The organism is Microbulbifer pacificus (genome assembly GCF_002959965.1).
Lineage (GTDB): Bacteria > Pseudomonadota > Gammaproteobacteria > Pseudomonadales > Cellvibrionaceae > Microbulbifer > Microbulbifer pacificus_A.
Window position 1 is genome coordinate 1867501 of record NZ_PREV01000026.1, and the last position, 23612, is coordinate 1891112.

Here is a 23612-nt window from a genome sequence, read left to right on the forward strand (position 1 = left end):
AGCCAAATTGTCTTAGGCAAGGCGCGCGATGAGCGAGTGAGGGAGCGTACATTAGTACGTGACCGAGTAAGCGAAGAGCAGCAACGCCGCATAAGACGGTTTGGAAAAGCACAAAGTCGTTAGTAGTCGTTTGTGTTGTATGGTCAAGCGACTAAGCGTATACGGTGAATGCCTTGGCAGCTGGAGGCGATGAAGGACGTAGGAGCCTGCGAAAAGTTCAGGGGAGCTGGCACACAAGCTTTGATCCTGGAATGTCCGAATGGGGAAACCCACCCGCTTGCGGGTATCACATAGTGAATCCATAGCTATGTGAGGCGAACCCGGGGAACTGAAACATCTAAGTACCCGGAGGAAAAGAAATCAACCGAGATTCCCTGAGTAGCGGCGAGCGAAAGGGGACTAGCCCTTAAGCTCTTTATGTCTTAGTGGAAGGATCTGGAAAGTTCCGCGATACAGGGTGATAGCCCCGTACACGAAAAGGCACATTGAGTGAAATCGAGTAGGTCGGGACACGTGTTATCTTGACTGAATATGGGGGGACCATCCTCCAAGGCTAAATACTCCCAGCTGACCGATAGTGAACCAGTACCGTGAGGGAAAGGCGAAAAGAACCCCGGAGAGGGGAGTGAAATAGAACCTGAAACCGTATACGTACAAGCAGTAGGAGCAGGCTCGTCCTGTGACTGCGTACCTTTTGTATAATGGGTCAGCGACTTACTGTCTGTAGCAAGGTTAACCGCATAGGGGAGCCGTAGAGAAATCGAGTCTTAATAGGGCGTTTAGTTGCAGGCAGTAGACCCGAAACCCGGCGATCTATCCATGGGCAGGTTGAAGGTTGAGTAACATCAACTGGAGGACCGAACCGACTCCTGTTGAAAAAGTAGCGGATGACCTGTGGATCGGAGTGAAAGGCTAATCAAGCCGGGAGATAGCTGGTTCTCCTCGAAAGCTATTTAGGTAGCGCCTCGCGTCTCACCCTCGGGGGTAGAGCACTGTTTGGGCTAGGGGGTCATCCCGACTTACCAACCCCATGCAAACTCCGAATACCGAGGAGTGCAATCGCGGGAGACACACGGCGGGTGCTAACGTCCGTCGTGAAAAGGGAAACAACCCAGACCGCCAGCTAAGGTCCCAAATACCAGTTAAGTGGGAAACGATGTGGGAAGGCCCAGACAGCTAGGAGGTTGGCTTAGAAGCAGCCATCCTTTAAAGAAAGCGTAATAGCTCACTAGTCGAGTCGGCCTGCGCGGAAGATATACCGGGGCTCAAACTGGTAACCGAAGCTGCGGATGCTCTTATGAGCATGGTAGAGGAGCGTTCTGTAAGCCGTTGAAGGTGAACTGTGAGGTTTGCTGGAGGTATCAGAAGTGCGAATGCTGACATGAGTAACGACAAGGGGGGTGAAAAACCCCCCCGCCGGAAGACCAAGGGTTCCTGTCCAACGCTAATCGGGACAGGGTTAGTCGGCCCCTAAGGCGAGGGCGAAAGCCGTAGTCGATGGGAAACAGGTTAATATTCCTGTACTTGCAATTGCTGCGATGGAGTGACGGAGAAGGCTAGGCCAGCATGGCGATTGGTTGTCCATGTTTAAGGTCGTAGGCTGGGGGATTAGGCAAATCCGGTCCCCTAAGGCTGAGAACTGATGACGAGTCTCTTTAAGAGACGAAGTGGTTGATGCCCTGCTTCCAGGAAAAACTTCTAAGCTTCAGGCAATTGCGAACCGTACTCTAAACCGACACAGGTGGTCAGGTAGAGAATACCAAGGCGCTTGAGAGAACTCTGGTGAAGGAACTAGGCAAAATGGTACCGTAACTTCGGGAGAAGGTACGCCGGTTTTGGTGATGGGACTTGCTCCTTAAGCTGAGGCCGGTCGAAGTGACCAGGTGGCTGCGACTGTTTATTAAAAACATAGCACTCTGCAAACACGTAAGTGGACGTATAGGGTGTGACGCCTGCCCGGTGCCGGAAGGTTAATTGATGGGGTTAGCGCAAGCGAAGCTCTTGATCGAAGCCCCGGTAAACGGCGGCCGTAACTATAACGGTCCTAAGGTAGCGAAATTCCTTGTCGGGTAAGTTCCGACCTGCACGAATGGCGTAACGATGGCCACGCTGTCTCCACCAGAGACTCAGTGAAATTGAAATCGCTGTTAAGATGCAGTGTACCCGCGGCTAGACGGAAAGACCCCGTGAACCTTTACTATAGCTTTGCACTGAACTTTGAGCCTACTTGTGTAGGATAGGTGGGAGGCTTTGAAGCAGGAACGCCAGTTCCTGTGGAGCCATTCTTGAAATACCACCCTGGTATGTTTGAGGTTCTAACTCTGGTCCGTAATCCGGATCGAGGACAGTGTATGGTGGGTAGTTTGACTGGGGCGGTCTCCTCCCAAAGAGTAACGGAGGAGTACGAAGGTGCACTCAGCATGGTCGGAAATCATGCAATGAGCATAATGGTATAAGTGCGCTTGACTGCGAGACAGACATGTCGAGCAGGTACGAAAGTAGGTCATAGTGATCCGGTGGTTCTGTATGGAAGGGCCATCGCTCAACGGATAAAAGGTACTCCGGGGATAACAGGCTGATACCGCCCAAGAGTTCACATCGACGGCGGTGTTTGGCACCTCGATGTCGGCTCATCACATCCTGGGGCTGAAGCCGGTCCCAAGGGTATGGCTGTTCGCCATTTAAAGTGGTACGCGAGCTGGGTTTAGAACGTCGTGAGACAGTTCGGTCCCTATCTGCCGTGGGCGTTGGAGATTTGAGAAGAGTTGCTCCTAGTACGAGAGGACCGGAGTGAACGAACCTCTGGTGTTCCGGTTGTCACGCCAGTGGCATTGCCGGGTAGCTATGTTCGGACGGGATAACCGCTGAAAGCATCTAAGCGGGAAGCCTCCTTCAAGATGAGATCTCCCTGGGACCTTGAGTCCCCTAAAGGGCCGTGGAAGACTACCACGTTGATAGGCTGGGTGTGGAAGCGTTGTGAGGCGTTGAGCTAACCAGTACTAATTGCCCGTGCGGCTTGACCATACAACAGAGATGGTTACTAACGAACGGATTGTGTAAGCAATCGAGAGACGTGCAAGCTTCTCGCAAGAGATCGACTTGCGGTGTATTACTACAGAATGTTTCGCCGAAGTATTTGGGGTTATCGCCGGTCTAAACGACCAGGCAAACAGCGATAACAGGTAGCGCAGGGCACAGCCCGTAAGACCAGCACCAACCCAAGCCAGTTTGCCTGACGACAATAGAGTTGTGGAACCACCTGATCCCTTGCCGAACTCAGAAGTGAAACGCAACATCGCCGATGGTAGTGTGGGGTTTCCCCATGTGAGAGTAGGTCATCGTCAGGCTTCTAAATAAAAGAAAGGGCCACCCAAACGGGTGGCCCTTTCTTTTATTTTTGCGCCCGACACTATGAGCTGGTGCCAAGCATCGTGAGAGTAGGGCTGCCCATCGCGTATGCGAAGCACACGCTTCGCGTGATGGGCAGCGCCCGGCCATGGATGGCCGGGCCGGGGCTAAATAGCACATTCAAAAGTCGCGCCAGGGATGGCAGTGCAGAGGTTCACAATCTCTGCCACAAAATGCGGCAGTTCTCTACTTTGCCTTTTCGAAGCTTCCTTTCCTGAGCTGGTCCTGCCACCGGCGCTTTTTTAAACGCTTTCCCAAGCCCAACAACCACGGGCCTCACATCCGATATCCCAAACTTATCCCCAGCTCTATGCATGGATTTTGTGGGAAACTGTGTAATCCACAGGGCAATGCCTCACAATCGACGCATGCAAAGCAGCGGCATATTTTTGCGTACTTTCTCGAGCTGATCAGCCTCCAGGACTGCTGTAACAACACCTTCGCCCTCGCCCATTTCTGCGAGTACCTCACCCCAGGGGTCAATAATGGCCGAGTGCCCCCAGGTGCGACGCCGGTGTGAATGCTGCCCTCCCTGTGCAGCTGCAACCACAAAGCAGCCATTCTCAATGGCGCGTGCGCGCAGCAGAGTCATCCAATGCGCCTGACCGGTTGTATGCGTAAACGCCGCGGGGATCATGAATACTTCGGCTCCCGCCATAGCCAATTGGCGGTAGAGTTCGGGAAAGCGCAGATCAAAACAGATGCTGAGCCCGAGCCTGCCCCACGGCGTGTGTGCGGAGACTGGATTGTCGCCAGGCTCAATACTCGCCGATTCGCAGTAGCGGCCGGCGGCATCGGCGACCTCCACATCGAACAGGTGCATTTTGTCGTAGCGTGTAACGAGTTTCCCGCGGTTGTCGTAGAGCAGGAACGCAGAGCGACTACGCGAACCGGGGACAGGGGAGCCGTCCTCGCGCTGGAGAAGGGAAACCGAACCGGCGGCGATCCAGATGCCCAGTTCACGAGACCACTTTTGCAGAGAAAATTGCACCGGGTGCAGCTCGGGATCAGCGGTGCCCCGGGCAAATGGTTCCGCCACCGAATAGCTGCCACCATCCGCGAGATGCGCGAAGTTTTCCGGTAAAAGTACCAGTTGAGCACCCTGGTCCACGGCTTGTGTCAACAGCTCACAGGCTCGTTCGAGGTTCACGGAGACAGAATCTCCGCTGACCATTTGTACTGCGCCGACACAAATATCCTTCACCGTCTGCTCCTTGTAATTGAACGCGAACCTGTGGGGTGGGTTGGACACCGGCTCTGTTTTGCGACGGAAGCCGGGAGGTGCGCGGTCACCGGTCCCCGGAAGTGATCGCTGTCGTGATATGGTTCAGCGTTCAACCATTTCTACCGAGGGAATATTCAATGGCACCGAGACCCGCCGGATTTCTGTTCCTGATCATAGTCGCAGGCTGGCTGCTGATACCAGCGGCGCAGGCGGTTACCGCTTCTGAACAGCTGCAGGCCGTGATTGACGAGCACTGGCAGTACAGTCTCAGGGAAGACCCAATCACCGCCGGGAGAATGGGAGCGAAGGGTTATAACGACCGCTTGCCCGGTGTCGCGCCGGAAGATCGCGCACGCCGCCTGAAGTCGGAGAAGGCGTTGCTCGCACGCCTCGATGCTATCGATGCCTCGACCTTGAGTGCATCGGAACGGGTAAACCGTGACCTGCTTGCCTGGGTGCTCAAAAACTCTACTGAGGGCAATCAATTGTTCCTCGATCGCATCCCGGTGAATACGTTCTACAGTTTCTGGAGCGCGGCCCTGGACGCAAGCTCTGGCCTGAATATGCCGAAGGTCTCGGACTATCAGGATTACATCAAGCGTATTCAGGATTTCGGCCGTTACTTCGACGAAAATATCGCGAATATGCGCGTGGGTATCGAGGATGGATTTGTACTGCCGAAAATCGTCGTGAAAGGCATTGCCCCGACGGTGCGTGCGCAAGTATACGAAGATCCCACCAAAAGCAGTCTCTACGAGCCGTTCAAAAACCTGCCGGAAACGTTTTCTGAAGCTGACAAAAAGCGTCTCCGGGAACAGGGTAAACAGGCTATCGCTGAATATGCCATTCCGGCGTTTGATCGTGTGGCGACCTTCCTGGAAGGGGACTACATGAACGCCGCAACTGATTCACTTGCGGTCGAAGCGCTGCCCGGAGGCAAGGAGTATTACCGCCATGCGATCCGCACCTATGTGACCATGGATATGGACCCCGCGGAAATTCATCGCATCGGGCTTGATGAAGTAAAGCGCATTCGCGGAGAAATGAACGCGCTGATTGCACAGCTGAAGAAAGAGGGAAAATTTGACGGCGACTTTGCAGCATTCACCGAGTTTCTGCGCACCGATCCCCAGTTCTATGCAGACACCCCGCGTGAACTCCTGAGCGAGGCATCCTACGTTGCCAAACGCATCGATTACCGCCTGCCGGAGTTTTTCGGCAAGCTGCCCAGACTGCCCTATGGCGTGGTGCCGGTACCCGATGAAATCGCGCCCAACTACACCACGGCGTCCTATAACCCGGCCGCCATTGGCGGCACTCGTGGTGGCGCTTACTGGGTGAACACCCACGCCCTCGACCAGCGCCCGCTGTACGAACTGGTCGCGTTGACCCTGCACGAGGCGGTGCCTGGTCACCATCTGCAGGGAGTGTTGTCCCAGGAGTTGGAGAATGTGCCGGATTTCCGTCGCAACCTCTATCTGAGTGCCTTTGGTGAGGGATGGGCGCTCTATAGCGAACGGCTTGGGGTGGAGATGGGTGTATATGAAAATGCCTACCAGCAGTTCGGCAGATTGAGTTACGAAATGTGGCGTGCCGCGCGCCTGGTAATCGACACGGGAATCCACTCCCAGGGCTGGACTCGTCAGCAGGCGCTGGATTTTCTGGCGGATAACACCTCACTTTCCAAAGCAAACGTGCGCGCGGAAGTCGATCGCTATATCTCCTGGCCGGGGCAGGCGCTGTCTTACAAAATGGGCGAAATCAAAATTCGTGAGCTGCGTGCAAAGGCGGAAAAGGAACTGGGTAACCAGTTTGACATTCGCGCCTTTCACGACGCGGTGCTCGCCAATGGCGCACTTCCGATGGAAATGCTGGAAGCAGAAATGGATCGCGTGATTGCGCAAGGAAAGAAATAACACCGAAGGCCCCGGTACCTGACCGGGGCCTGATTTTCCGGTGCACCATTCCAGTCCGGAAATCGAATGATTTATCCCGATTAATTCGATTTTTCCCCGTCCCCACCGGTCGTATAGTGCGGTCACTCCACAACGGCTGAGGACGAAAAAATGCTCTATCAACGTCGTGCTGACGAACGCGGCCGTGCGAACTTCGGATGGCTCGATTCCCGCCATACCTTTTCATTTGGTCGCTATTACGACCCAAAGCATATGGGTATCTCCGTCTTGCGGGTCATCAATGATGATACCGTCGCACCCGGTGCGGGGTTTGATGCCCACGGCCATCGGGATATGGAGATAATTTCCTACATTCTCTCCGGGGCGATTGAACATCAGGACAGCATGGGTAACGAGTTTGTGGTCCCCGCCGGTGATGTGCAGCGAATGACGGCCGGTACCGGTATCACCCACTCCGAGTACAACCACTCGAAAACCGACCCACTCAAATTTTTGCAGATATGGATTGTTCCCAACCAACGCAACCTGCCACCGGGGTATGAGCAGAAGACGATTCCGCAGAGCGGCCGACTCACACCACTGGTGACACCCGATGGGAGAGACGGTTCTCTGACGGTACATCAGGATGCGAGTATCTTCCGCGCGCAGCTCGAAGCCGGTGAGCAGCTAACGCTAAATACCGGGCAGCGAATGGGTTATCTGCACGTGATTACCGGCAGTGTACAGGCCAGCGGTAACAGCCTCTCCGCCGGCGATGGAGTTGGTGTTATCGACGAGCCGCTGGAGCTGATTGCGGGTGAACCGGGGATAACGGCGCTCTGGTTCGATCTGCCGCGGACGCGCGACCAGCCGTAACTGGCGAATGACGATCTTCGCCTGGAAGCGGGAAAACCGGTATCGGATTACATGGCCTGAAGGTAGCGACGGCCGCCCAGCTGTTGCACCTGACGATGAATGGCAGATGCACGGCTGCGTACATATGGCGAGGGGCGGCTCGCTGACATCTGTATGGGGTTGGGGAGTACCGCCGCCAGCAACCCGGCCTGTGACGCGCTGAGGTGTCGCGCAGTGGTGCCGAAATGCGCTTGCGCCGCAGCCTCGGCGCCGTAAACCCCTTCGCCGAACTCGATAATATTGAGATACACCTCAAGTATCCGCCGCTTGGACCAGAGTGTTTCCATCAACAGCGTGAACCAGGCTTCCAGCCCTTTGCGCAGATAACTGCGCCCATTCCACAGGAACAGATTCTTAGCGGTCTGCTGGGTAATGGTGCTGGCGCCACGGGTGCGTTTACGGTTTTCTGCGAGTGCTTTTTGCAGGGAAGCGAAGTCAAAGCCGTGGTGTCGGGAAAATTTTTGATCCTCGGCCGCAATTACCGCCATCTGCAGGTTCGGAGAGATGTTTTCCAGGGAGCGCCACTGCTGCCGGGCTTTGCGGTCGCTGCTCAATTCCCAGGTGAGAATGACCGCAGATGAGGGCGGGTCAATCCAGCGCAGAGCCAGAACCAACAGCGCAGTAATCGCCGCAAAAGCAACCGCAAGAAAAAGTCCGGATTTAATGGTGCGATTCAGGTAGTGGGTCATCGTTTGCGGAGATCAAAGGAAAACGGCAGCGCGCAGTATCCGTTGGCCCCAGTGCTTGAGGCCATATACGAAAAAGGCCACCCTGTGGGTGGCCTTTTTCGTATATGGCCCGCCCGAGAGGATTCGAACCTCTGACCTTCGCCTCCGGAGGGCGACGCTCTATCCAGCTGAGCTACGGGCGGAGCGGGTGACCTGGTTGGTCTAATCAGCGCCAAATCAACAGCTTAGGAACTCTGGCGCGGACGCGGATTATACAGAAGGCCCGGGTTGCGGCAAAGGGAATTGGGAGTGGATTGGTCGCTGGTGGAGCGCGGGCCTTCGCAGGGGCCGGCGCTATGCTTATAATGCGCGGCTGTTTGGTAGAGGTTTGTGGCGATTGCGCCGAAATCTACGGGCCGGCTTGGGCCTTTAGGGGGAATGGATGAAAGTTGTTTTGAATTTCGTGGCGGCCCTGGCCGTGGTGGCTGGCGCAGCGGTAGCCGTGGCGCAGTCCGTGGATGAGCAGATCGCCGAGCGCATCGCGCCGGTAGGCAAAACCTGCATGAAGGGCGATGAGTGTGCGGCGGCGGCACCCGCGGCGGCGGCCTCTTCCGGTGGCGCCCGTAGCGGCAGCGACGTCTACAGCGGTCACTGCGCGGCCTGTCACGGTACTGGTGCGGCTGGCGCGCCCAAGTTTGGCGACGCCGGAGCCTGGGGCCCGCGTATTGCCAAAGGGATGGATACGCTATACACCCACGCGCTGAACGGCTTCAATGCGATGCCGGCAAAAGGTCTGTGTATGACCTGTTCCGAGGACGAGGTGAAGGCGGCCGTTGACCACATGGTGGAAAACAGCAAGTAAGCAAAAACGTACCGTCACAGACAAGAAGGCCGCTCATTGAGCGGCCTTCTTGTTTCTGGATTCCACTCCTGCCGTTCAGTCAAACATACTGAGCAGAGACCCCAGCGTCTCGGCTCCCTTGGCCTGGTTCTGTTCCGGCGTCGCCTTGCCGAAGCCTTCAAATACACAGTCTTCCTGTGGCAGTTCGTCGAGGAAACGGCTGGGAGTGGTGTCCTGGTTCTCGCCAAACATTTTGCGCTTGCCGGCGAGCGTCATGGTTAGGGTACGCTGGGCGCGGGTGATACCCACGTAGGTGAGGCGCCGCTCCTCCTGGATGTTGTCGTCTTCGATACTGTTGCGGTGCGGCAGCAGGTTTTCCTCCATGCCGATCATGAACACATGGGGAAATTCGAGGCCCTTGGCGGCGTGCAGGGTCATCAGGCTGACCTTGTCGGTGGCCTCTTCTTCCTCCTGGCGGTCGAGCATGTCGCGCAGGATCAGCTTGGAGATGGCCTGCTCCAGGCGCACGTCCTGCTCCAGTTCATCGTCGGTACCCTCCATGGTCTTCATCAGGCTGTCCAGCAGCCAGTAGACGTTCTCCATGCGCTTTTCGGCGACTTTCTCACTGCTGGCGTTCTGGGACAGCCAGCCGGCGTAGTCAATGTCGTCGAGCATCTCGCGCAGCGCCGTTTCCGGGCTGTTGTCGGCGCAGTTGCGGGCTACGCCCTCCAGCCAGTGGGCGAAGCGGTTGAGTCGCTCGTAGCCCTGCTCGGTGATGTGTTCTCTGAAGCCGATTTCGGTGCAGGCGCGCAGCATGGAAATCTCGCGACCCTTGGCGTAGTTGCCCAGTGCCTCCAGGCTGCTGGTGCCAATCTGCCGGCGCGGGGTGTTGATGATACGCAGGAAGGCGTTGTCGTCGTCCGGGTTAACCAACAGGCGCAGGTAGGCCATCACGTCCTTGATCTCCGCGCGTGCGAAGAAGCTGGTGCCGCCGGACATCTGGTAGGGAATCTGGTTTTCCTGCAACTTCATTTCGATCAGCCGCGCCTGGTGGTTGCCGCGGTAGAGCACCGCGAAATCCATGAATTTGCAGCCGCGGCGGGCCTTCTGCAGAAAGATTTCGTTGGCGACGCGCTCGGCCTCTTCGTTCTCGTTGGCTACCTTGAGCACGCGGATTTCGTCGCCGAGGCCTTTATCGGACCACAGCGCTTTGTCGAACTCGTGGGGGTTGTGGGCGATCAGGTGGTTGGCCACCTTGAGGATGCGGCTGGTTGAGCGGTAATTCTGTTCCAGCTTGATCAGGCGCAGGTTGGGGTAGTCCTGCTTGAGCTGACTCATGTTTTCCGGGCGCGCGCCGCGCCAGGCGTAAATCGACTGGTCGTCATCGCCCACCACGGTGAGACCGCCGCGGTCGCCCACCAGCAGTTTCACCATCAGGTACTGGGAGCTGTTGGTGTCCTGATACTCGTCCACCAGCAGGTAGCGGATTTTTCTTCTCCACCGGTGCAGGAGCTCCGGATCGGATTCGAACAGCTGAACAGGGATCAGGATCAGATCGTCGAAGTCCACCGAATTGTAGGCTTTCAGCGCTTCGCAGTAGCGCCCGTAGGCCACCGCCATGGCCTGCTCCCCCGGGCTCTGGGCCAGCTCCAGTGCCTTGCGCGGGGTGAGCATGTCGTTTTTCCAGTTGGATATCTGGTTCTGTACCCGGTCCAGCAGGTCAGTGTCCAGGTCGCCATCGCGCAGCATCAGCTCCTTGATCAGGCCGCGGGCGTCCTCGGCGTCGAAGATGGAGAAGCCGGGTTTGAAGCCGGCGGCGCGGTGCTCCTTGCGCAGGATGTTCAGACCCAGATTGTGAAAGGTGGAGACGGTGAGGCCGTGGGACGCCTTGGACTTCTTGCCATCGGGCCCGGTGATCAGTTTGCCCACCCGCTCTTTCATCTCCCGTGCGGCCTTGTTGGTAAAGGTCAGGGCGGCGATGTTTCGCGCCTGATAGCCGCACTCTCCGATCAGATAGGCGATTTTACGCGTTATTACACTGGTTTTGCCGGAGCCGGCGCCGGCCAGCACCAGGCAGGGGCCGTCGACATATTTCACCGCCTCCGCCTGGCGGGGGTTCAGCTGGGTCATTCTGGGGCTTACATCTTGGTTGCGCTCGAGCCGGGGATTCTACCAGTGTTGCGGTAGTTGCTTGTTCAACTTGCTTTATCGTTACGCCCGCATTGATAGCTTTACCATAATGGACGTGAGCGGCGCCCTGCCGGGAGCGCCGCTTTACTTTTGAGAGACCTCCCGGCCAACGCGCGGGGATTATTGCAGGCGCGCCAGATCCAGTTTCGTGAACAGGAACTGGTTTATGCGTTCCAGTAGCGGCATCTTGCTGCCGTCGTCGGCCAGGGTGATGTCGCTCTGACGGTAGAAGTGACCGCGACCGGGAACCCAGGCCAGTTGGCTGTCGACCCCGGCGCCGCGCATGCTCTGTACCACCGCCGGAGCGATTTGCAGCAGACCGGGAATATCGTTTTCGCCCCACAACAGCAGCAGTGCGGGCGTGTCTGTCGCCGGCTGCAGCTTGTACAGGTTGTAGCCCCAGAAGCCGCCGGAGTTGGCGAACACGGCTTTGACCGGTACCCGGGCGCCGTAGGCCAGGTTGATGGAAGTGAAAGCGCCGGCGGACCAGCCGCCCACCGCCACACGCTCCGGATCGATGCCGAAGGACTCGGCATTGGCGCGGATATATGCCACCGCCTTGCCCATGTCCTCCGAGGAACCGACGATCGCGCGCCAGAACCAGAAGCGGGTTTCATCGGTGAGTGGCGCCAGGCCCAACTCACTGCGCACGCCGTTGGCACCGCCGAGAAACTTGTGCTGCATGGCGAATTCCGGGTCCATCAGGTGCTCTGCGTGCGGCGGGCTTTCCAGGCCCGGGTCCTCCTGGGTCAGCCGATAGTCGATGGAGAAACAGGTGTAGCCACGGGCGGCAAATGCCTGGCAGTAACCGGACATGGGGGTGTTCTGGTGGCCCTCCGCATCGTGCATGGGCGCCGCGTCCTTGCCGCCGCGGTGCCAGAAGCCGCCGAAGGCCAGCACCAATGCCGGCCGTTTCCGTGGCGCCGTCTCGCCGAGCGGTTGGTAGACGTCCATGGTCAGTTTGCGCGTGCGGGGCTCGCTGCTGGAATCCACAACCCCCTCGCCGTAGGCCACGTCTTTTTGTACCTGCACCTCGAATTGTGGTGTTAGGAAAAGAGTCGTTTCCGCGCGGGCGCTGAGAGCGAGAAATATCAGCGGGGCGATCAATACTCGTAACATTTCTCTGGCTCCCGGTTAGCTGGTTTCGGTTGAATGGGTTTTGATGTCGAGCAGTGTCAGTGCGACCGGCAGCTGCTCCAAAAGATCTTTCGCCTGCGCCGCGAGCCCGGTTTCCATGTGTATCGACAGTCGCAGGCTACCGCTTTCCAGTCGCGCCTCAACCTGCGCCTCGATACCCTCACCGCGCAGTAATTCAGCGGCGGCGAATGCCAGCGCGCGGCGACGCAGTTCCGGCTTGAAGATTTTACCCACGGCGGTGAGCGGCATCTCCGATACCAGGAAGATACGCTTGGGCACCGCCGCGCGCTCGCGGATGTGCTGGGCGGCAAAGGCCAGTAGTTGTGTTTCGTCGACTTCCGCTCCCGCACACGGTTGCACGAATGCCACCGGGAGTTCGCCGGCATGTGCGTCCGGCATGCCGACCGCCACCACGTCCGCCACGGCGCTGTGCCCGCGCAGTGGCTCTTCGATCAATTGCGGATCGATGTTGTGTCCGCCGCGAATGATCAGATCCTTGGCGCGACCGGTGATAAACAGGCGGCCCTCGGTGTCCAGGTAACCGCAGTCCCCGGTGTCGAACCAGCGATGTCCCTCGTCGTCCGTATACCAGACGCCGCGGTTGTCGTCTTCCTGCAGGTAGCCGGCGAATACGTTGGGGCCGCTGATCAGGATATTGCCTACTTCGTTGGCGTTCAGCGGTGAGGGCTCACCGCCGCCGAGGGTGGCGATCCGGATTTCCGTATAGGGGATGGGCAGTCCCACACTGCCCGCCGGCGCCGCGCATTCGGCGGGTACCGGGGAGCCCTGGCCGCGCGCGATCAGGCAACAGCTCTCGGTCATGCCGTAGCCTTCCGCGATGCGCAAGTCGAAACGCGCCTCGAAACGCCGTTTCAAACCCTCCGGCAGCGGCGCGGCGCCGCTGCCCATCTCCCACAGGCAGGAGAGATCCAGCCCGTCCACCTCCGCATCCAGCAACAGACCGAACAGGGTGGGCACCACGGGCACCACATTTGCGCGGTGTTCGGCCACCAGCGGCCAGAAGTTGCGAATGACCGCCGGGGTGCGGAAGCCGGCTGGGGTCAGGTGCACCACTCGGCAGCCGTGGATGAAGCTGGCCAGGCCCGCGGCCATGGCACCATAGATATGAAACAGCGGCAGTCCGTTCAGTTGGGTGTGGCACTCGGGCAGCGCAGTCACATCGCGCATGGCCTGGGCCACAAAGGCGAAGTTGGCCTGGGTCAGTCTGGCGATCTTGGGGCGGCCGGTGGTGCCGCCGGTATGAAAGTAGGCGGCGACATCCTCGGCACGGGGTACTTCCCGCAGCGGTACGGCTTCGGTCTCCGCCATCCGCGCCCGGTAATCCACCGGTAACACCCGCTTGGGCAGATCGATGAAGAGGTCGGAATCCAGGGGCCTGTCCGGCAAGCCGACCACCAGCAGGCATCGGACGGACGGGCACTCGCGCAACAGATACTCAACCTTGGTCCAGCCCTCGGGGTCCAGTTCCGGTGCACAGGCCGCCAGCACCCGCGCGCCGACGGCATTGATGATCCCGGCCAGGTGCTCCGCCTCCAGCAGCGGGTTGAGCGGGTTGGCGATGCCGCTGCACTGGGCGGCGAAGGTGAGTATCTGGGTTTCCGGCAGTATCGGCAGCAGCAGCGACAGAACCTGGCCGCGACCAAAGCCCAGCTCCCACAGTACCTGGTGTGCACGCAGTATCGAGTCGTGCAACTGGTGGTAGTGGATGGTGCCGGGGATCTCGCCGGGCTCGCCGGTCATCAGCAACTGGATCGCTGGCTGGTCCGCATAGCGTTCACAGGCGTGGTGCAGCAGGGCGGGTATCGTGTCCAGCGGGAAGCGCTGTGCGCGGGGTACCTGCTCATAGCGCCGAACCTGTTGCAGGGAAATCAGCGGCAGTTCTGTCATCGTCACTCTCAATATCTTGTACTTGTTATTCGTGACAATTTCCCTCAGAGCGTGCACAGGCTCCATTACTTCGCGGGTAAAGCGCGCTTGATACTGGAGGTAATGGCTCCCCGGCACCAAGCCTTTTAGTGTGAGGGCCTGCCGCAAGCGAGGAGAGGCAAAGTGAACCTGACACACGAAGAGCAAGCGTTTCGCGAGGAGGTGCGCAACTTCCTCGAGGAAAATTTCCCGAAAGATATTCAGCAGAAAGCCAGAAACCATATTCCTCTGAGCAAAGACGACCATGTGCGCTGGCAAAAAATCCTGTTCGAGAAAGGCTGGGCCGCGGAGAACTGGCCACTGGAGTACGGCGGCACCGGTTGGACCCATGTCCAGAAGCACATCTTCGCCGAGGAGTGCGCGCAGGCCTACGCACCGGAAGTCATTGCGTTCGGCATGCGCATGGTGGCGCCGGTGATCTTTACCTTCGGCAACGAGGAGCAGAAAAAACGCTTCCTGCCCGATATCCTCGCCAGCAATGTGTGGTGGTGCCAGGGTTACTCGGAGCCCAATGCGGGTTCAGATCTGGCCTCACTGAAGACCACTGCGACCCGGGATGGCGACGACTACATCGTCAATGGCACCAAGAGCTGGACCACACTCGGTCATTGGGCCGACTGGATTTTCTGCCTGGTGAAAACCGGCGGCCCGGACACCAAAGCCCAGGAATCCATCTCCTTTCTGCTGATCGATATGCAGACCCCGGGTGTCACCGTCTCGCCGATCATCACCCTGGATGGCCGTCGCGAAGTGAATGAAGTGCATTTCGACAATGTGCGCGTACCGGTCGTCAACCGCATCGGCGACGAGGGGAAGGGCTGGACCTACGCCAAGGAACTGCTTACCCACGAGCGCACCGGCATCGCGCGCGTGGCCCACTCCAAAGTGCGCCTGCGCGACCTTAAGAAACTGGCGAGAAGCACGCCCAGCGGTGACGGAACCCTGGCGGAGGATCCGATCTTCCGCCACAAGGTGGCGGACATCGAACTGGATCTGCTCGCGCTGGAATACACCGAGCTGCGCACCCTGGCCGCCGTATCCACCGGTAAGGCACCCGGACCGGAGTCCTCCATCCTGAAAATCAAGGGCTCCGGCATTGGTCAGCTGATCGACGAACTCTATTTGGAAGTGGCCGGCCATCACGCGCTGCCGTTTGTGCCGGAACAGTTCGATATGGCGTTTTGCGGCGATTTTGTGGGCCCCTGGTACGCAGCGGATACCGCGCCCCATTATTTCAACTACCGCAAAACCACCATCTACGGCGGCTCGAACGAGATTCAGAAAAATATCATCAGCAAATTTGTTCTGGGGCTGTGACCATGAATTTTTCCTTAAACGAAGAGCAGCTAATGCTTCAGGATTCCGTGCGCAAATTTGTACTTGCGGAGTACGGGTTCGAAAACCGGCAGAAGCGCCAGCGGAGTGTGCCGGGCTATGCGCTGGAAAACTGGAACACCATGGCCGAGCTGGGGTGGCTCAGCCTGCTGCTGCAGGAAAATTACGGCGGCTTCAACGGCGGCGCCCGCGATCTGGCGGTGGTGATGGAGGAAATGGGCAGGGGGTTGATAGTGGAACCTTTTCTGGCCAGCGCCGTGCTGTGTAGCAGTCTGCTGCAGCGGCTCGCCAGCGAGGCACAAAAGGACCGCTGGCTGCCGCAACTGGCGAGCGGTGAAACGCTCATGGCACTGGCGTGCTGGGAGGGCAGCAATGCCTTCGATCTGCGTCGTGTCAGCACCCGCGCGGAAAAGTGTGATGCAGGCTATGTCCTCAACGGCACCAAGGCCGTGGTGCTGAACGGTGCCGAAGCCGATTGGCTGCTGGTGAGCGCGAACACCGAGCGCGGGCTCAGTGTATTTCTGCTGGACGCGCGGCAGTCGGGAGTCCAAGTTCACGGCTACCCGACGGTAGACGGCGGCCGCGCTGCGGAGATTACCTTTCGTGATGTGCGGCTGCCATCGACTGCCTTGGTCGGAGCGGAAGGCATGGCGTTGCCCGGGCTGGAATACGCCGTGGATCTGGCGACCCTGGCCGTTTGTGCCGAGGCACTGGGCATTATGCAGACGCTGCTGGAGAAGACCGTAGAGTACAGCAAAACGCGGCAGCAGTTCGGTCAGCCCATCGGCCGCTTCCAGGCCCTGCAGCACCGCATGGTGGACATGTTTATGGAATGCCAGCAGGCGAGATCGATTCTGCTGATGGCAACCACTTCATGGGACGATACCGTCCGCAGCGAGGAGGAACGCCGCCGTGCGGTCAGTGCCGCGAAAGCGCGTATCGGCAAGGCGGGTCGCCTGATCGGCCAGGAAGCCGTACAGATCCACGGCGGTATAGGCGTTACCGATGAGCTGGACGTGGGGCACTATTTCAAGCGGCTGACGGTCATCTGTCAGCTGTTTGGCAACAGTGACCGGCATCTGCGCCGCTTTGCGGACGCCTCCTGGTAGGGTGGGCGCGGGCTGACGCGGAAAGCCGTCAGAGATCGCGAAAGAGCAGCGGATGTTGCGCGGGTGTCGCTGCCAGCTGCTCCTCGTCGAGCAGTGGTTTACCGTCGTCGCGGTAGATGCGCCCGATCAGCAGGCGCGGCTGCATCAGCTGTGGGGTGGAGGACAGTGTGTCATTGAACACGGTGATATAGCACACCCCGTCATCCGTCTTCAGCACCAGTGGATAGTCGCTGGTGTGCGTCAGCTTGCGTCCCTGTGCCTGCCAGTTTTCCGGCAGTGACCCCGAAGCTTGCAGCCTCTGCAGCAGCTCCCAGCCCTTGGGGTCACTCCCCTGCAGAGTTTCCATGGCGAGATACAGGGTCAGACCACAGGCCAGCGCGGTGCCGTTCTGCAACAGCGGGCGCAACCCCCGCTCGTTCATCACCAGCTCGTAGATATTCGCATCGTCTTCCAGCAGTGCCGGATCCACATGTGGCATGAAGAAGGCCAGCCAGGCGCGGTTCACCGCCAGCAACCTGCCGAAGCTGTCGTGTACAAACGCCGGGGCCGGTTCGCTGTTCGCCAGCGCGGCGCGCATGGCTTTGCGTACCCACACCGCCAACTCGGGACTTTCGAACACGGACTGATCGGGAGAGAAACCGGCCGCGGTCATGAGGTAGGCGCGGTCGCGCGCCGACAGGCTGAATATATCCGCCAGCGTCTGCGCGACGATACGTGAAGGTTTGGAGCGGCCGGTTTCGAGGAAGCTGATATGGCGGGGGGAGACGCCCAGCGGCCCGGACAGCTGCTCCTGCGACAGGCCCGACGCTTTGCGCCAGAAATGCATCAGGCGTCCGAAGGCGCTGTCGCCCCTGGACTTCTCCACCAGTGACAGCGTGGATGGCTTCATGGTTGATAGCTTTCTTTTCAGAGCGGAACATCAATATAAAACGAAGTCACGATGAGCGCCACGCGGGCCGGGGAAATGCCTGCTCCGCAGGCCCGGCTGTAGCGTCAGGTGGATACAGCTCAGCCGCTGCGCACGTGGCGATCGAGAAATGCTTTCATCTTCGCCAGCGCGCGCCGGCTCTCCGGCGATTCCGGCAGCGTCGACTGGAACACGTGGGGCATACCTTCGTAGAGGTCCAGCTGCACCGGTTGTGCGGCGTCGTCCAGTGCCCGATACAGGCGCACGAAGTTGCTCAGGAAGAGTTCCCGGGTGCCGCCCTGAATCAGAGTAGGCGGGAATCCCGGTGAAAAATCCCCGTACACCGGGGACACATAGGGATGTTTCTGATCCCCCGGGTCGGCATAGGCCGCGGCGGCCGGCCCCAGCAGTCGCGCATAGGTGTAGCGCGGTTCCACCTCTTTGAGGGTGGTGTAGCTATCGCCGGTCTCGGTGATGTCCGCCCAGGGAGACCAGAGCACCAGCGCCGCCGGCATGCCCTGATGGCGGTCGCGCATCTTGAGCACCGCACCCGCGGCCAGGGCGCCGCCGGCGGAGTCGCCGTAGATGGCCGTGCGCTGGATCGGGATACCCTCGCGTCTCAGGGCCTCGAAAACCGCGATGACCTGATCGGTAACCTGCTGCCATCTGGCGTGGGGGGCGAGGGTGTAGTCGATAGAAATCACCCGCAGACCGGTACGTGCCGCCACCAGTGCACTGCTGGGCATGGCGCTGCGGCTGCTGTAGAAGGTGTAGGCACCGCCGTGGGTGTAGACCAGCAGACGGCCGTCATCCACCCAGTCGCGCGGTCGGATATCGGCCACGGGCACGCCGCCGAGTTCGCGCCACTCCACCGTCACCCCAAACTTCTCTAAGGCTTTGTCCCCCGCCGCGACCAGCGTGACCTCCACCGCGGACTGCATTTTCCTCCAGCCTTGCCGATCATCTGCCTGTGGCATCGCGGGCCCCTGTGTGGGGTCCGGCAGGGACGCGAACACCTGCTGCCAGCCTTCGGAAACCGTGTCCGCCGCCGTGTTGCGGACCGACGCTGTGGCATGGGCAGTGAACAGCAGCCCCACCAGTAGCGCGCATGTCTTGTTTGGTACCAAGGGGATTCTCTCCGCGATCGCGACCGGTATGGTCAGAATAAAAAGGGGCTGCGAATGCGGCCCCGGAAGTGGCGAAGGTGTCTTGCGAGGACTCGTTTAAAAGCGCTTGTTGAAGCTCAGGCCGTAGGTGCGGGGTTCTCCGGGGTAGGCCATCGCGGTACCCGTCTGCACTACAGCATCAAATATCACGGTCTTGTATCGCTCGTCGGTCACATTGCGGCCCCACAGCGTCAGGTCTGCATCGATACCGGCGAACAGCAGGCCGGCGCGCAGGTTCAACAGGCCATAGGCCTCCTGTTCCATGATCGGGTCATTAACGTTGGAGGTCATCTGATCGGAGCGGTAGTTGTATTCACCGAACAGATAGGCGTCCACACCGTCGGTAACGCTGAAGTCCTGGCGCAGGCCCAGAGTCAGGAAGTGCTCAGGGGTCGTTGCCAGCGGGTCGCCGCTGCGGTCGCACACACTGACCCCCGGATCGGTCTGGCCCGGATCCGCCATACCGGTGTGCCAGGGCGTGGTCACCCAGCAGTTGCCCTTCTTGAATTCCTTGAAGGTGGCCTTGGTATAGGCGTAAGCGGCGGTGACAGTGGTGTTGTCGGCGGGTGCCCAGAACAGCTCGGTTTCGGCACCGTAGGATTCCAGCTTGCCGGCGTTCTGCAGATTGAAACCGTCGCCGGTAAACGCATTGGCCTGATAGTCGTCCAGGGTGGTGTGGTGCAGTGCCATATTCAGGCGCACCGCCTGGGCCGGGAACTCGGTCTTCATGCCCACTTCAATGGAGGCGGACGTCTCGGCATCGAATACCGGGTCGAAGCTCTGGGCGATGCGGTCGGTATTGGTGCCGCCGGACTTGTAGCCGGTGCCGTAGGAGGCGTAGACCATGCTTTGCCCGGACAACGCGTAGCTCAGTTTGACGGTGCCGGTGACCTGCTCGTCAGACAGCTTTGCGTCGATATCCGAGCGCGGACTGTTGGCGGCGAACAGCCAGTTGCCCCAGCCGGGCTGGCTGAAGGAGTTGTATGCGGCAATCACTTCCGGATTTCCGAGGCTCGATGTATCACCGGCGGCCAGTGCTCCCAGGGAGGCCGCCACCAGCGGGATGTTCGGCGGTGCGACGGCTGTCCAGGGGGTGTCGTTAACCCACTCGCTGAAGACGGTCTGCATGGCCTTGTTTTCCTCGGTGTAGCGCAGGCCGGCGGTCAGGGTCAGCGCGTCGGTGAGGCTGTAGTCGAACTGTCCGAAGAGCGCCCAGCTGTCGTGCTGCTGGCGGGCGGTGTGGATGGGCCGGTAGCCGTCGATATAGGCCTCCGCCGCGGGCGCCACCGTGCCGGGGGGCAGGATGGAAGAAACCAGGTTGATGCCGCCGACCAGACCGGCCAGCCCGAGCCCGGGCACCAGATAGGCATTGGCCATGCTGTTGTTGGTCAGCACGTAGTCCATATCCAGGTCCTGCTCGAAGTAGTAGGCTCCGGCCACGGCATTGAAGCGGTCACCGGTAATACTCAGGCGCAGTTCCTGGGAGAGGGAACTCTGCTCGGAATCGTTGGTGGTGGAGAGGATATCCACATCACCGAAGTCACTGTCGATGATGTCGTAAGAGGCGTAATCCCGGCTGGCGGTAATCGAGGTGAGGCGCATGGAATCGGATATATCCCAGCCCACCTCCAGGGACACGCCGGTATCTTCTCCCCTGGATTCGGGGGCGAAGTTCAGCGCGGTTTCCAGGTCGTCAAACTGGCGTCCGGTAAACACGGTGCCGCCCAGGCCTTGCAGAATGGCCGAAGGTCCGGGGTTGCCGGCCTGGTTTTGCAGGCTGTCCTGCACCGTCAGCGCGCCACAGCAGATTTCGTCTATCTCGGATTTATCCAGAATCAGGCGTGCGGAGAGCGTGTCGCTGGGGGTATACAGCAGCTGCAAGCGTGCACCCCAGCGGTCGCGGTTGTTCAGGTCCTCGGTTTCGCCATCGATCGTTGCATCGATATAACCGTCGCGCTGACTGGTGAAGACGGTGGCGCGCGCCGCGAGCACATCGTCCACCAGCGACAGATTGGCGGCGGCGGCAGTGTTCAGCAGGCCGTAGTTGCCAGCGGTCACTTCCACGAAACCATCGGTTTCGTGGCTCGGCGCCCTGGTATTGAACTGAATGGCGCCCGCGGGCGTGTTTTTGCCGAACAGGGTACCCTGTGGACCACGCAGCACCTCAACCGCCTGCATGTCCACCAGGTTGTTGATCATCGAACTGGGGCGGGAGCGATAGACACCATCCACATAGAGACCCACGGATGATTCGAGTCCGAAGTTCTGACCGGAAGTTCCGATACCGCGAATCGCGAAATTCGAGGTGGTGGCGGTCTGGTTTTGTCCGGCGCGCAATCCCGGAGTATTGGTTTGCAGGTCAAAGATATCCTTGATAACTGCGGTTTGCAGTTGCTCGCCGGTAACGGCGGTTACCGCAACGGGTACATCCTGCAGGTTTTGTTCGCGCTTTTGTGCGGTTACCACCACTTCTTCCAGGGCGCGTGACTCCTGGGCCAGTGCCGGCTGGGTGACCACAGCGGCCACTGGCAGACTCAGCAGGCGGATTGCCATCGGTAATTTTTTTATCCCGAACATCGCTTCTCTCCGGATTTATATTTATTTTGCGAATGCGGTGTGGAAAGCAGAACTTAAAATGCCTGTCCGATCGGGATTATTAGCAGAGCAAAAAAATAATAAAACCCTTCGAGATGGTTATTTGAAAAATAATCTTTTTTAAACGGAAAAAAGCCGAAGAATATTATCTTCCAGGTAATATATTTTTCTATCTTGGAGCGCTTCCGTAGGTAAATATTATCTCGAAAGTAATGATGTATTCGGAGGCCGGTGCGTCGCTGTCGGGGAGGCTTGCTCAACTGCCTTTTCGGTGCGCCTGGCGCGGGTTCTTGCACCATACGCTCGTCTGATTTCAGTGGGGTGTCCCATGGGTTGCCATCACCGGAATGAATGTGCGGCTATTCGCATAATAAACTTTAATGATTCATTTGTCGGCGATACCTTGTTTCCCCAGCGAGAACTCAAGGGTGGGGACTTCCGCGGGGCGCGTTTCGGGACCCCGCTCGACTTTATTCAGAATCAGTACGTGCGGAGAGCACCGGGTGTGCCGGGAATACTCCTGGAGGGATTCGGGCAAAACAGGAACGCCGATGTCGAGCCGAAAACATTTCCGCCGTTAGAAGTTGCTGTAGCGAGAGAAAAACAGGAGAAAAATAATGCCTACACTCATTCCGAAAAATCAGATCCAGGAATTTATTGGTCACACCACCGAGCCCACCGAATGGCTCAGGGTGGAGCAGACGCGCATTGATGTGTTTGCCGAGTGCACCATGGATCGTCAGTTTATTCACGTAGACCCGGAGGCGGCCAGGGCGACGCCTTTCGGCAGCACTATTGCCCACGGCTTCCTTACCCTCTCACTGCTGTCTTATTTCGCGGAACAACTGCAGGTTGGTATCGAAGGCGTGCAGATGGGGGTGAACTACGGCCTCGACAAGGTGCGCTTTCTCAACCCGGTGAAAGTGAACAGCAATATCCGCGCGCGTGCAAAAGTGCTCGATATCCTGGAGAAAAATCCCGGTCAGTACCAATTGAAACTCGAAGTCACCATTGAGATCGAAGGCGAGAGCAAGCCGGCGCTGATCGCCGAGTGGCTGTTTTTGCAGTTCGTGTAAGAGGGCAGGATCATGAAAGAGGCGGTTATCGTTTCCACGGCGCGCACACCCATTGGCAAGGCCTATCGCGGCGCCTTCAATAATCTGGAGGGACCGAGCCTGGCGGCGCACGCGGTGCGTGCCGCCGTGCAACGCGCGGGTATTGAAGGCGGCGAGGTGGACGACTGTATTTTCGGTGTGGCGATGCAGCAGGGCTCCACCGGCTTGAACGTCGCGCGTCAAATTGCTCTGCGCGCGGGGCTGCCGATCAGTGTTGCCGGCATGACTATCGATCGGCAGTGCTCCTCCGGCCTGATGGCAGTGGCCACCGCGGCCAAGCAGGTCGTGCACGACGGCACGCCGATTGCGGTGGCCGGGGGCCTCGAGTCCATCTCGCTGGTGCAGAACGAGCATATGAATAATTTCCGTGCCACCGACCCCGCGCTGCTGGCAATACACCCGCAGATGTACGTGCCCATGATCGACACCGCCGAACTGGTGGCCAGCCGCTACGGAATCAGCCGCGACGCCCAGGATGCCTACGCCCTGCAGTCGCAGATGCGCACCGCCGCCGCTCAGGAGGCCGGATTGTTCCGCGATGAGATCGTGCCGGTTACCGCCACCAAGGCGGTATTCGACAAGGAGACCAACGCGGTTTCCTATGAAGACGTCACCCTGGAAAAAGATGAAGGCAACCGCCCGCAGACCTCGCTGGCAGATCTGCAGAAACTGAAGCCGGTGCGCGAAGGCGGCGTGATTACCGCGGGGAATGCTTCCCAGCTATCCGACGGTGCGGCGGCACTGGTGTTGATGGACAGCCAGCTGGCGGAAAAGCGCAATCTGCAGCCCCTGGGTATTTATCGCGGTATGGCCGTAGCCGGATGCGAACCCGATGAAATGGGTATCGGCCCAATCCATGCCATCCCGAAATTGCTGCAGCGCACCGGCCTCCGTATCGACGATATCGGCCTGTGGGAATTGAACGAAGCCTTCGCCTCACAGGTACTTTATTGCCGCGACAAACTGGGCATCGACAACGAGCGCTTCAATGTCAACGGCGGTGCGATATCCATTGGGCACCCCTACGGTATGAGCGGGGCGCGCATGATTGGCCACGCACTGCTGGAGGGCAAGCGTCGCGGCGTCAAGTATGTGGTGATCACCATGTGCGTGGGCGGCGGTATGGGCGCGGCCGGCTTGTTCGAAGTCGTATAAATTT

At 59.1% G+C, this 23612-nt stretch carries 15 protein-coding genes, 1 tRNA gene and 2 rRNA genes; 9 read left to right on the plus strand and 9 right to left on the minus strand.

Going from position 1 to position 23612, the window contains the following annotated elements:
- The first annotated feature begins 141 nt into the window (after window positions 1–141).
- Both C3938_RS08330 and rrf read left to right on the plus strand, forming a co-directional pair.
- A 23S ribosomal RNA gene (locus tag C3938_RS08330) occupies window positions 142–3024 on the plus strand.
- 207 nt (window positions 3025–3231) lie between these two features.
- Window positions 3232–3347 (plus strand): 5S ribosomal RNA (gene rrf, locus C3938_RS08335).
- A 416-nt stretch (window positions 3348–3763) separates the two neighbouring features.
- On the opposite strand, the gene C3938_RS08340 is transcribed toward rrf, so the two are convergent.
- A complete protein-coding gene (locus tag C3938_RS08340) occupies window positions 3764–4660 on the minus strand; it encodes a carbon-nitrogen hydrolase family protein (protein WP_325027382.1) in 897 nt (298 codons plus the stop codon).
- A gap of 110 nt (window positions 4661–4770) precedes the next feature.
- On the opposite strand from C3938_RS08340, the gene C3938_RS08345 reads away from it, so the two are divergent.
- Entirely contained in the window at window positions 4771–6549 is a 1779-nt protein-coding gene (locus C3938_RS08345) for a DUF885 domain-containing protein (RefSeq protein WP_105102695.1), read from the plus strand.
- A 150-nt stretch (window positions 6550–6699) separates the two neighbouring features.
- Window positions 6700–7404 carry a pirin family protein gene (locus C3938_RS08350; protein ID WP_105102696.1) on the plus strand — a complete coding sequence of 235 codons (705 nt, stop codon included), beginning with the start codon at window positions 6700–6702 and terminating at the stop codon, window positions 7402–7404.
- Between the two features lie 47 nt (window positions 7405–7451).
- On the opposite strand, the gene mtgA is transcribed toward C3938_RS08350, so the two are convergent.
- Both mtgA and C3938_RS08360 read right to left on the minus strand, forming a co-directional pair.
- Window positions 7452–8132 (minus strand): monofunctional biosynthetic peptidoglycan transglycosylase, encoded by a 681-nt coding sequence (gene mtgA, locus C3938_RS08355; protein WP_105102697.1) that lies wholly within the window; start codon window positions 8130–8132, stop codon window positions 7452–7454.
- Between the two features lie 105 nt (window positions 8133–8237).
- Window positions 8238–8314, minus strand: a tRNA-Arg gene (locus tag C3938_RS08360).
- A 239-nt stretch (window positions 8315–8553) separates the two neighbouring features.
- Here C3938_RS08360 and C3938_RS08365 point away from each other — a divergent pair.
- Complete coding sequence (locus C3938_RS08365) at window positions 8554–8973, plus strand: c-type cytochrome (RefSeq protein WP_105102698.1); 420 nt, start codon at window positions 8554–8556, stop codon at window positions 8971–8973.
- 75 nt (window positions 8974–9048) lie between these two features.
- Here C3938_RS08365 and rep read toward each other — a convergent pair whose 3' ends face one another.
- The 3 genes from rep to C3938_RS08380 form a co-directional block, all read right to left on the minus strand.
- Window positions 9049–11082, minus strand: coding sequence for a DNA helicase Rep (rep, locus tag C3938_RS08370; RefSeq protein ID WP_105102699.1), 2034 nt, complete (start codon window positions 11080–11082; stop codon window positions 9049–9051).
- A 180-nt stretch (window positions 11083–11262) separates the two neighbouring features.
- Entirely contained in the window at window positions 11263–12261 is a 999-nt protein-coding gene (locus tag C3938_RS08375) for an alpha/beta hydrolase (protein ID WP_158681608.1), read from the minus strand.
- Between the two features lie 15 nt (window positions 12262–12276).
- Complete coding sequence (locus tag C3938_RS08380; protein ID WP_233998809.1) at window positions 12277–14187, minus strand: AMP-binding protein; 1911 nt, start codon at window positions 14185–14187, stop codon at window positions 12277–12279.
- Between the two features lie 162 nt (window positions 14188–14349).
- Between C3938_RS08380 and C3938_RS08385 the strand changes: the two genes are divergently transcribed.
- Both C3938_RS08385 and C3938_RS08390 read left to right on the plus strand, forming a co-directional pair.
- Window positions 14350–15543 (plus strand): acyl-CoA dehydrogenase family protein, encoded by a 1194-nt coding sequence (locus C3938_RS08385; RefSeq protein WP_105103293.1) that lies wholly within the window; start codon window positions 14350–14352, stop codon window positions 15541–15543.
- Between the two features lie 2 nt (window positions 15544–15545).
- The gene (locus tag C3938_RS08390; RefSeq protein ID WP_105102702.1) at window positions 15546–16670 is read left to right on the plus strand and encodes an acyl-CoA dehydrogenase family protein; all 1125 of its coding nucleotides are present in this window, start codon (window positions 15546–15548) and stop codon (window positions 16668–16670) included.
- A gap of 28 nt (window positions 16671–16698) precedes the next feature.
- Here C3938_RS08390 and C3938_RS08395 read toward each other — a convergent pair whose 3' ends face one another.
- From C3938_RS08395 to C3938_RS08405, 3 genes are all read right to left on the minus strand, one after another.
- Window positions 16699–17559 (minus strand): helix-turn-helix domain-containing protein, encoded by an 861-nt coding sequence (locus C3938_RS08395; protein WP_105102703.1) that lies wholly within the window; start codon window positions 17557–17559, stop codon window positions 16699–16701.
- Between the two features lie 119 nt (window positions 17560–17678).
- Window positions 17679–18704 (minus strand): alpha/beta hydrolase, encoded by a 1026-nt coding sequence (locus C3938_RS08400; protein ID WP_105102704.1) that lies wholly within the window; start codon window positions 18702–18704, stop codon window positions 17679–17681.
- A gap of 96 nt (window positions 18705–18800) precedes the next feature.
- On the minus strand, window positions 18801–21320 hold the full coding sequence (locus C3938_RS08405) for a TonB-dependent receptor (protein ID WP_105102705.1): 2520 nt from the start codon (window positions 21318–21320) through the stop codon (window positions 18801–18803).
- A 635-nt stretch (window positions 21321–21955) separates the two neighbouring features.
- On the opposite strand from C3938_RS08405, the gene C3938_RS08415 reads away from it, so the two are divergent.
- Both C3938_RS08415 and C3938_RS08420 read left to right on the plus strand, forming a co-directional pair.
- The gene (locus C3938_RS08415; RefSeq protein ID WP_105102707.1) at window positions 21956–22414 is read left to right on the plus strand and encodes a MaoC family dehydratase; all 459 of its coding nucleotides are present in this window, start codon (window positions 21956–21958) and stop codon (window positions 22412–22414) included.
- A 12-nt stretch (window positions 22415–22426) separates the two neighbouring features.
- Window positions 22427–23608, plus strand: a complete 1182-nt coding sequence (locus C3938_RS08420; RefSeq protein WP_105102708.1) for an acetyl-CoA C-acyltransferase — start codon at window positions 22427–22429, stop codon at window positions 23606–23608.
- The last annotated feature ends 4 nt before the right edge of the window (window positions 23609–23612 follow it).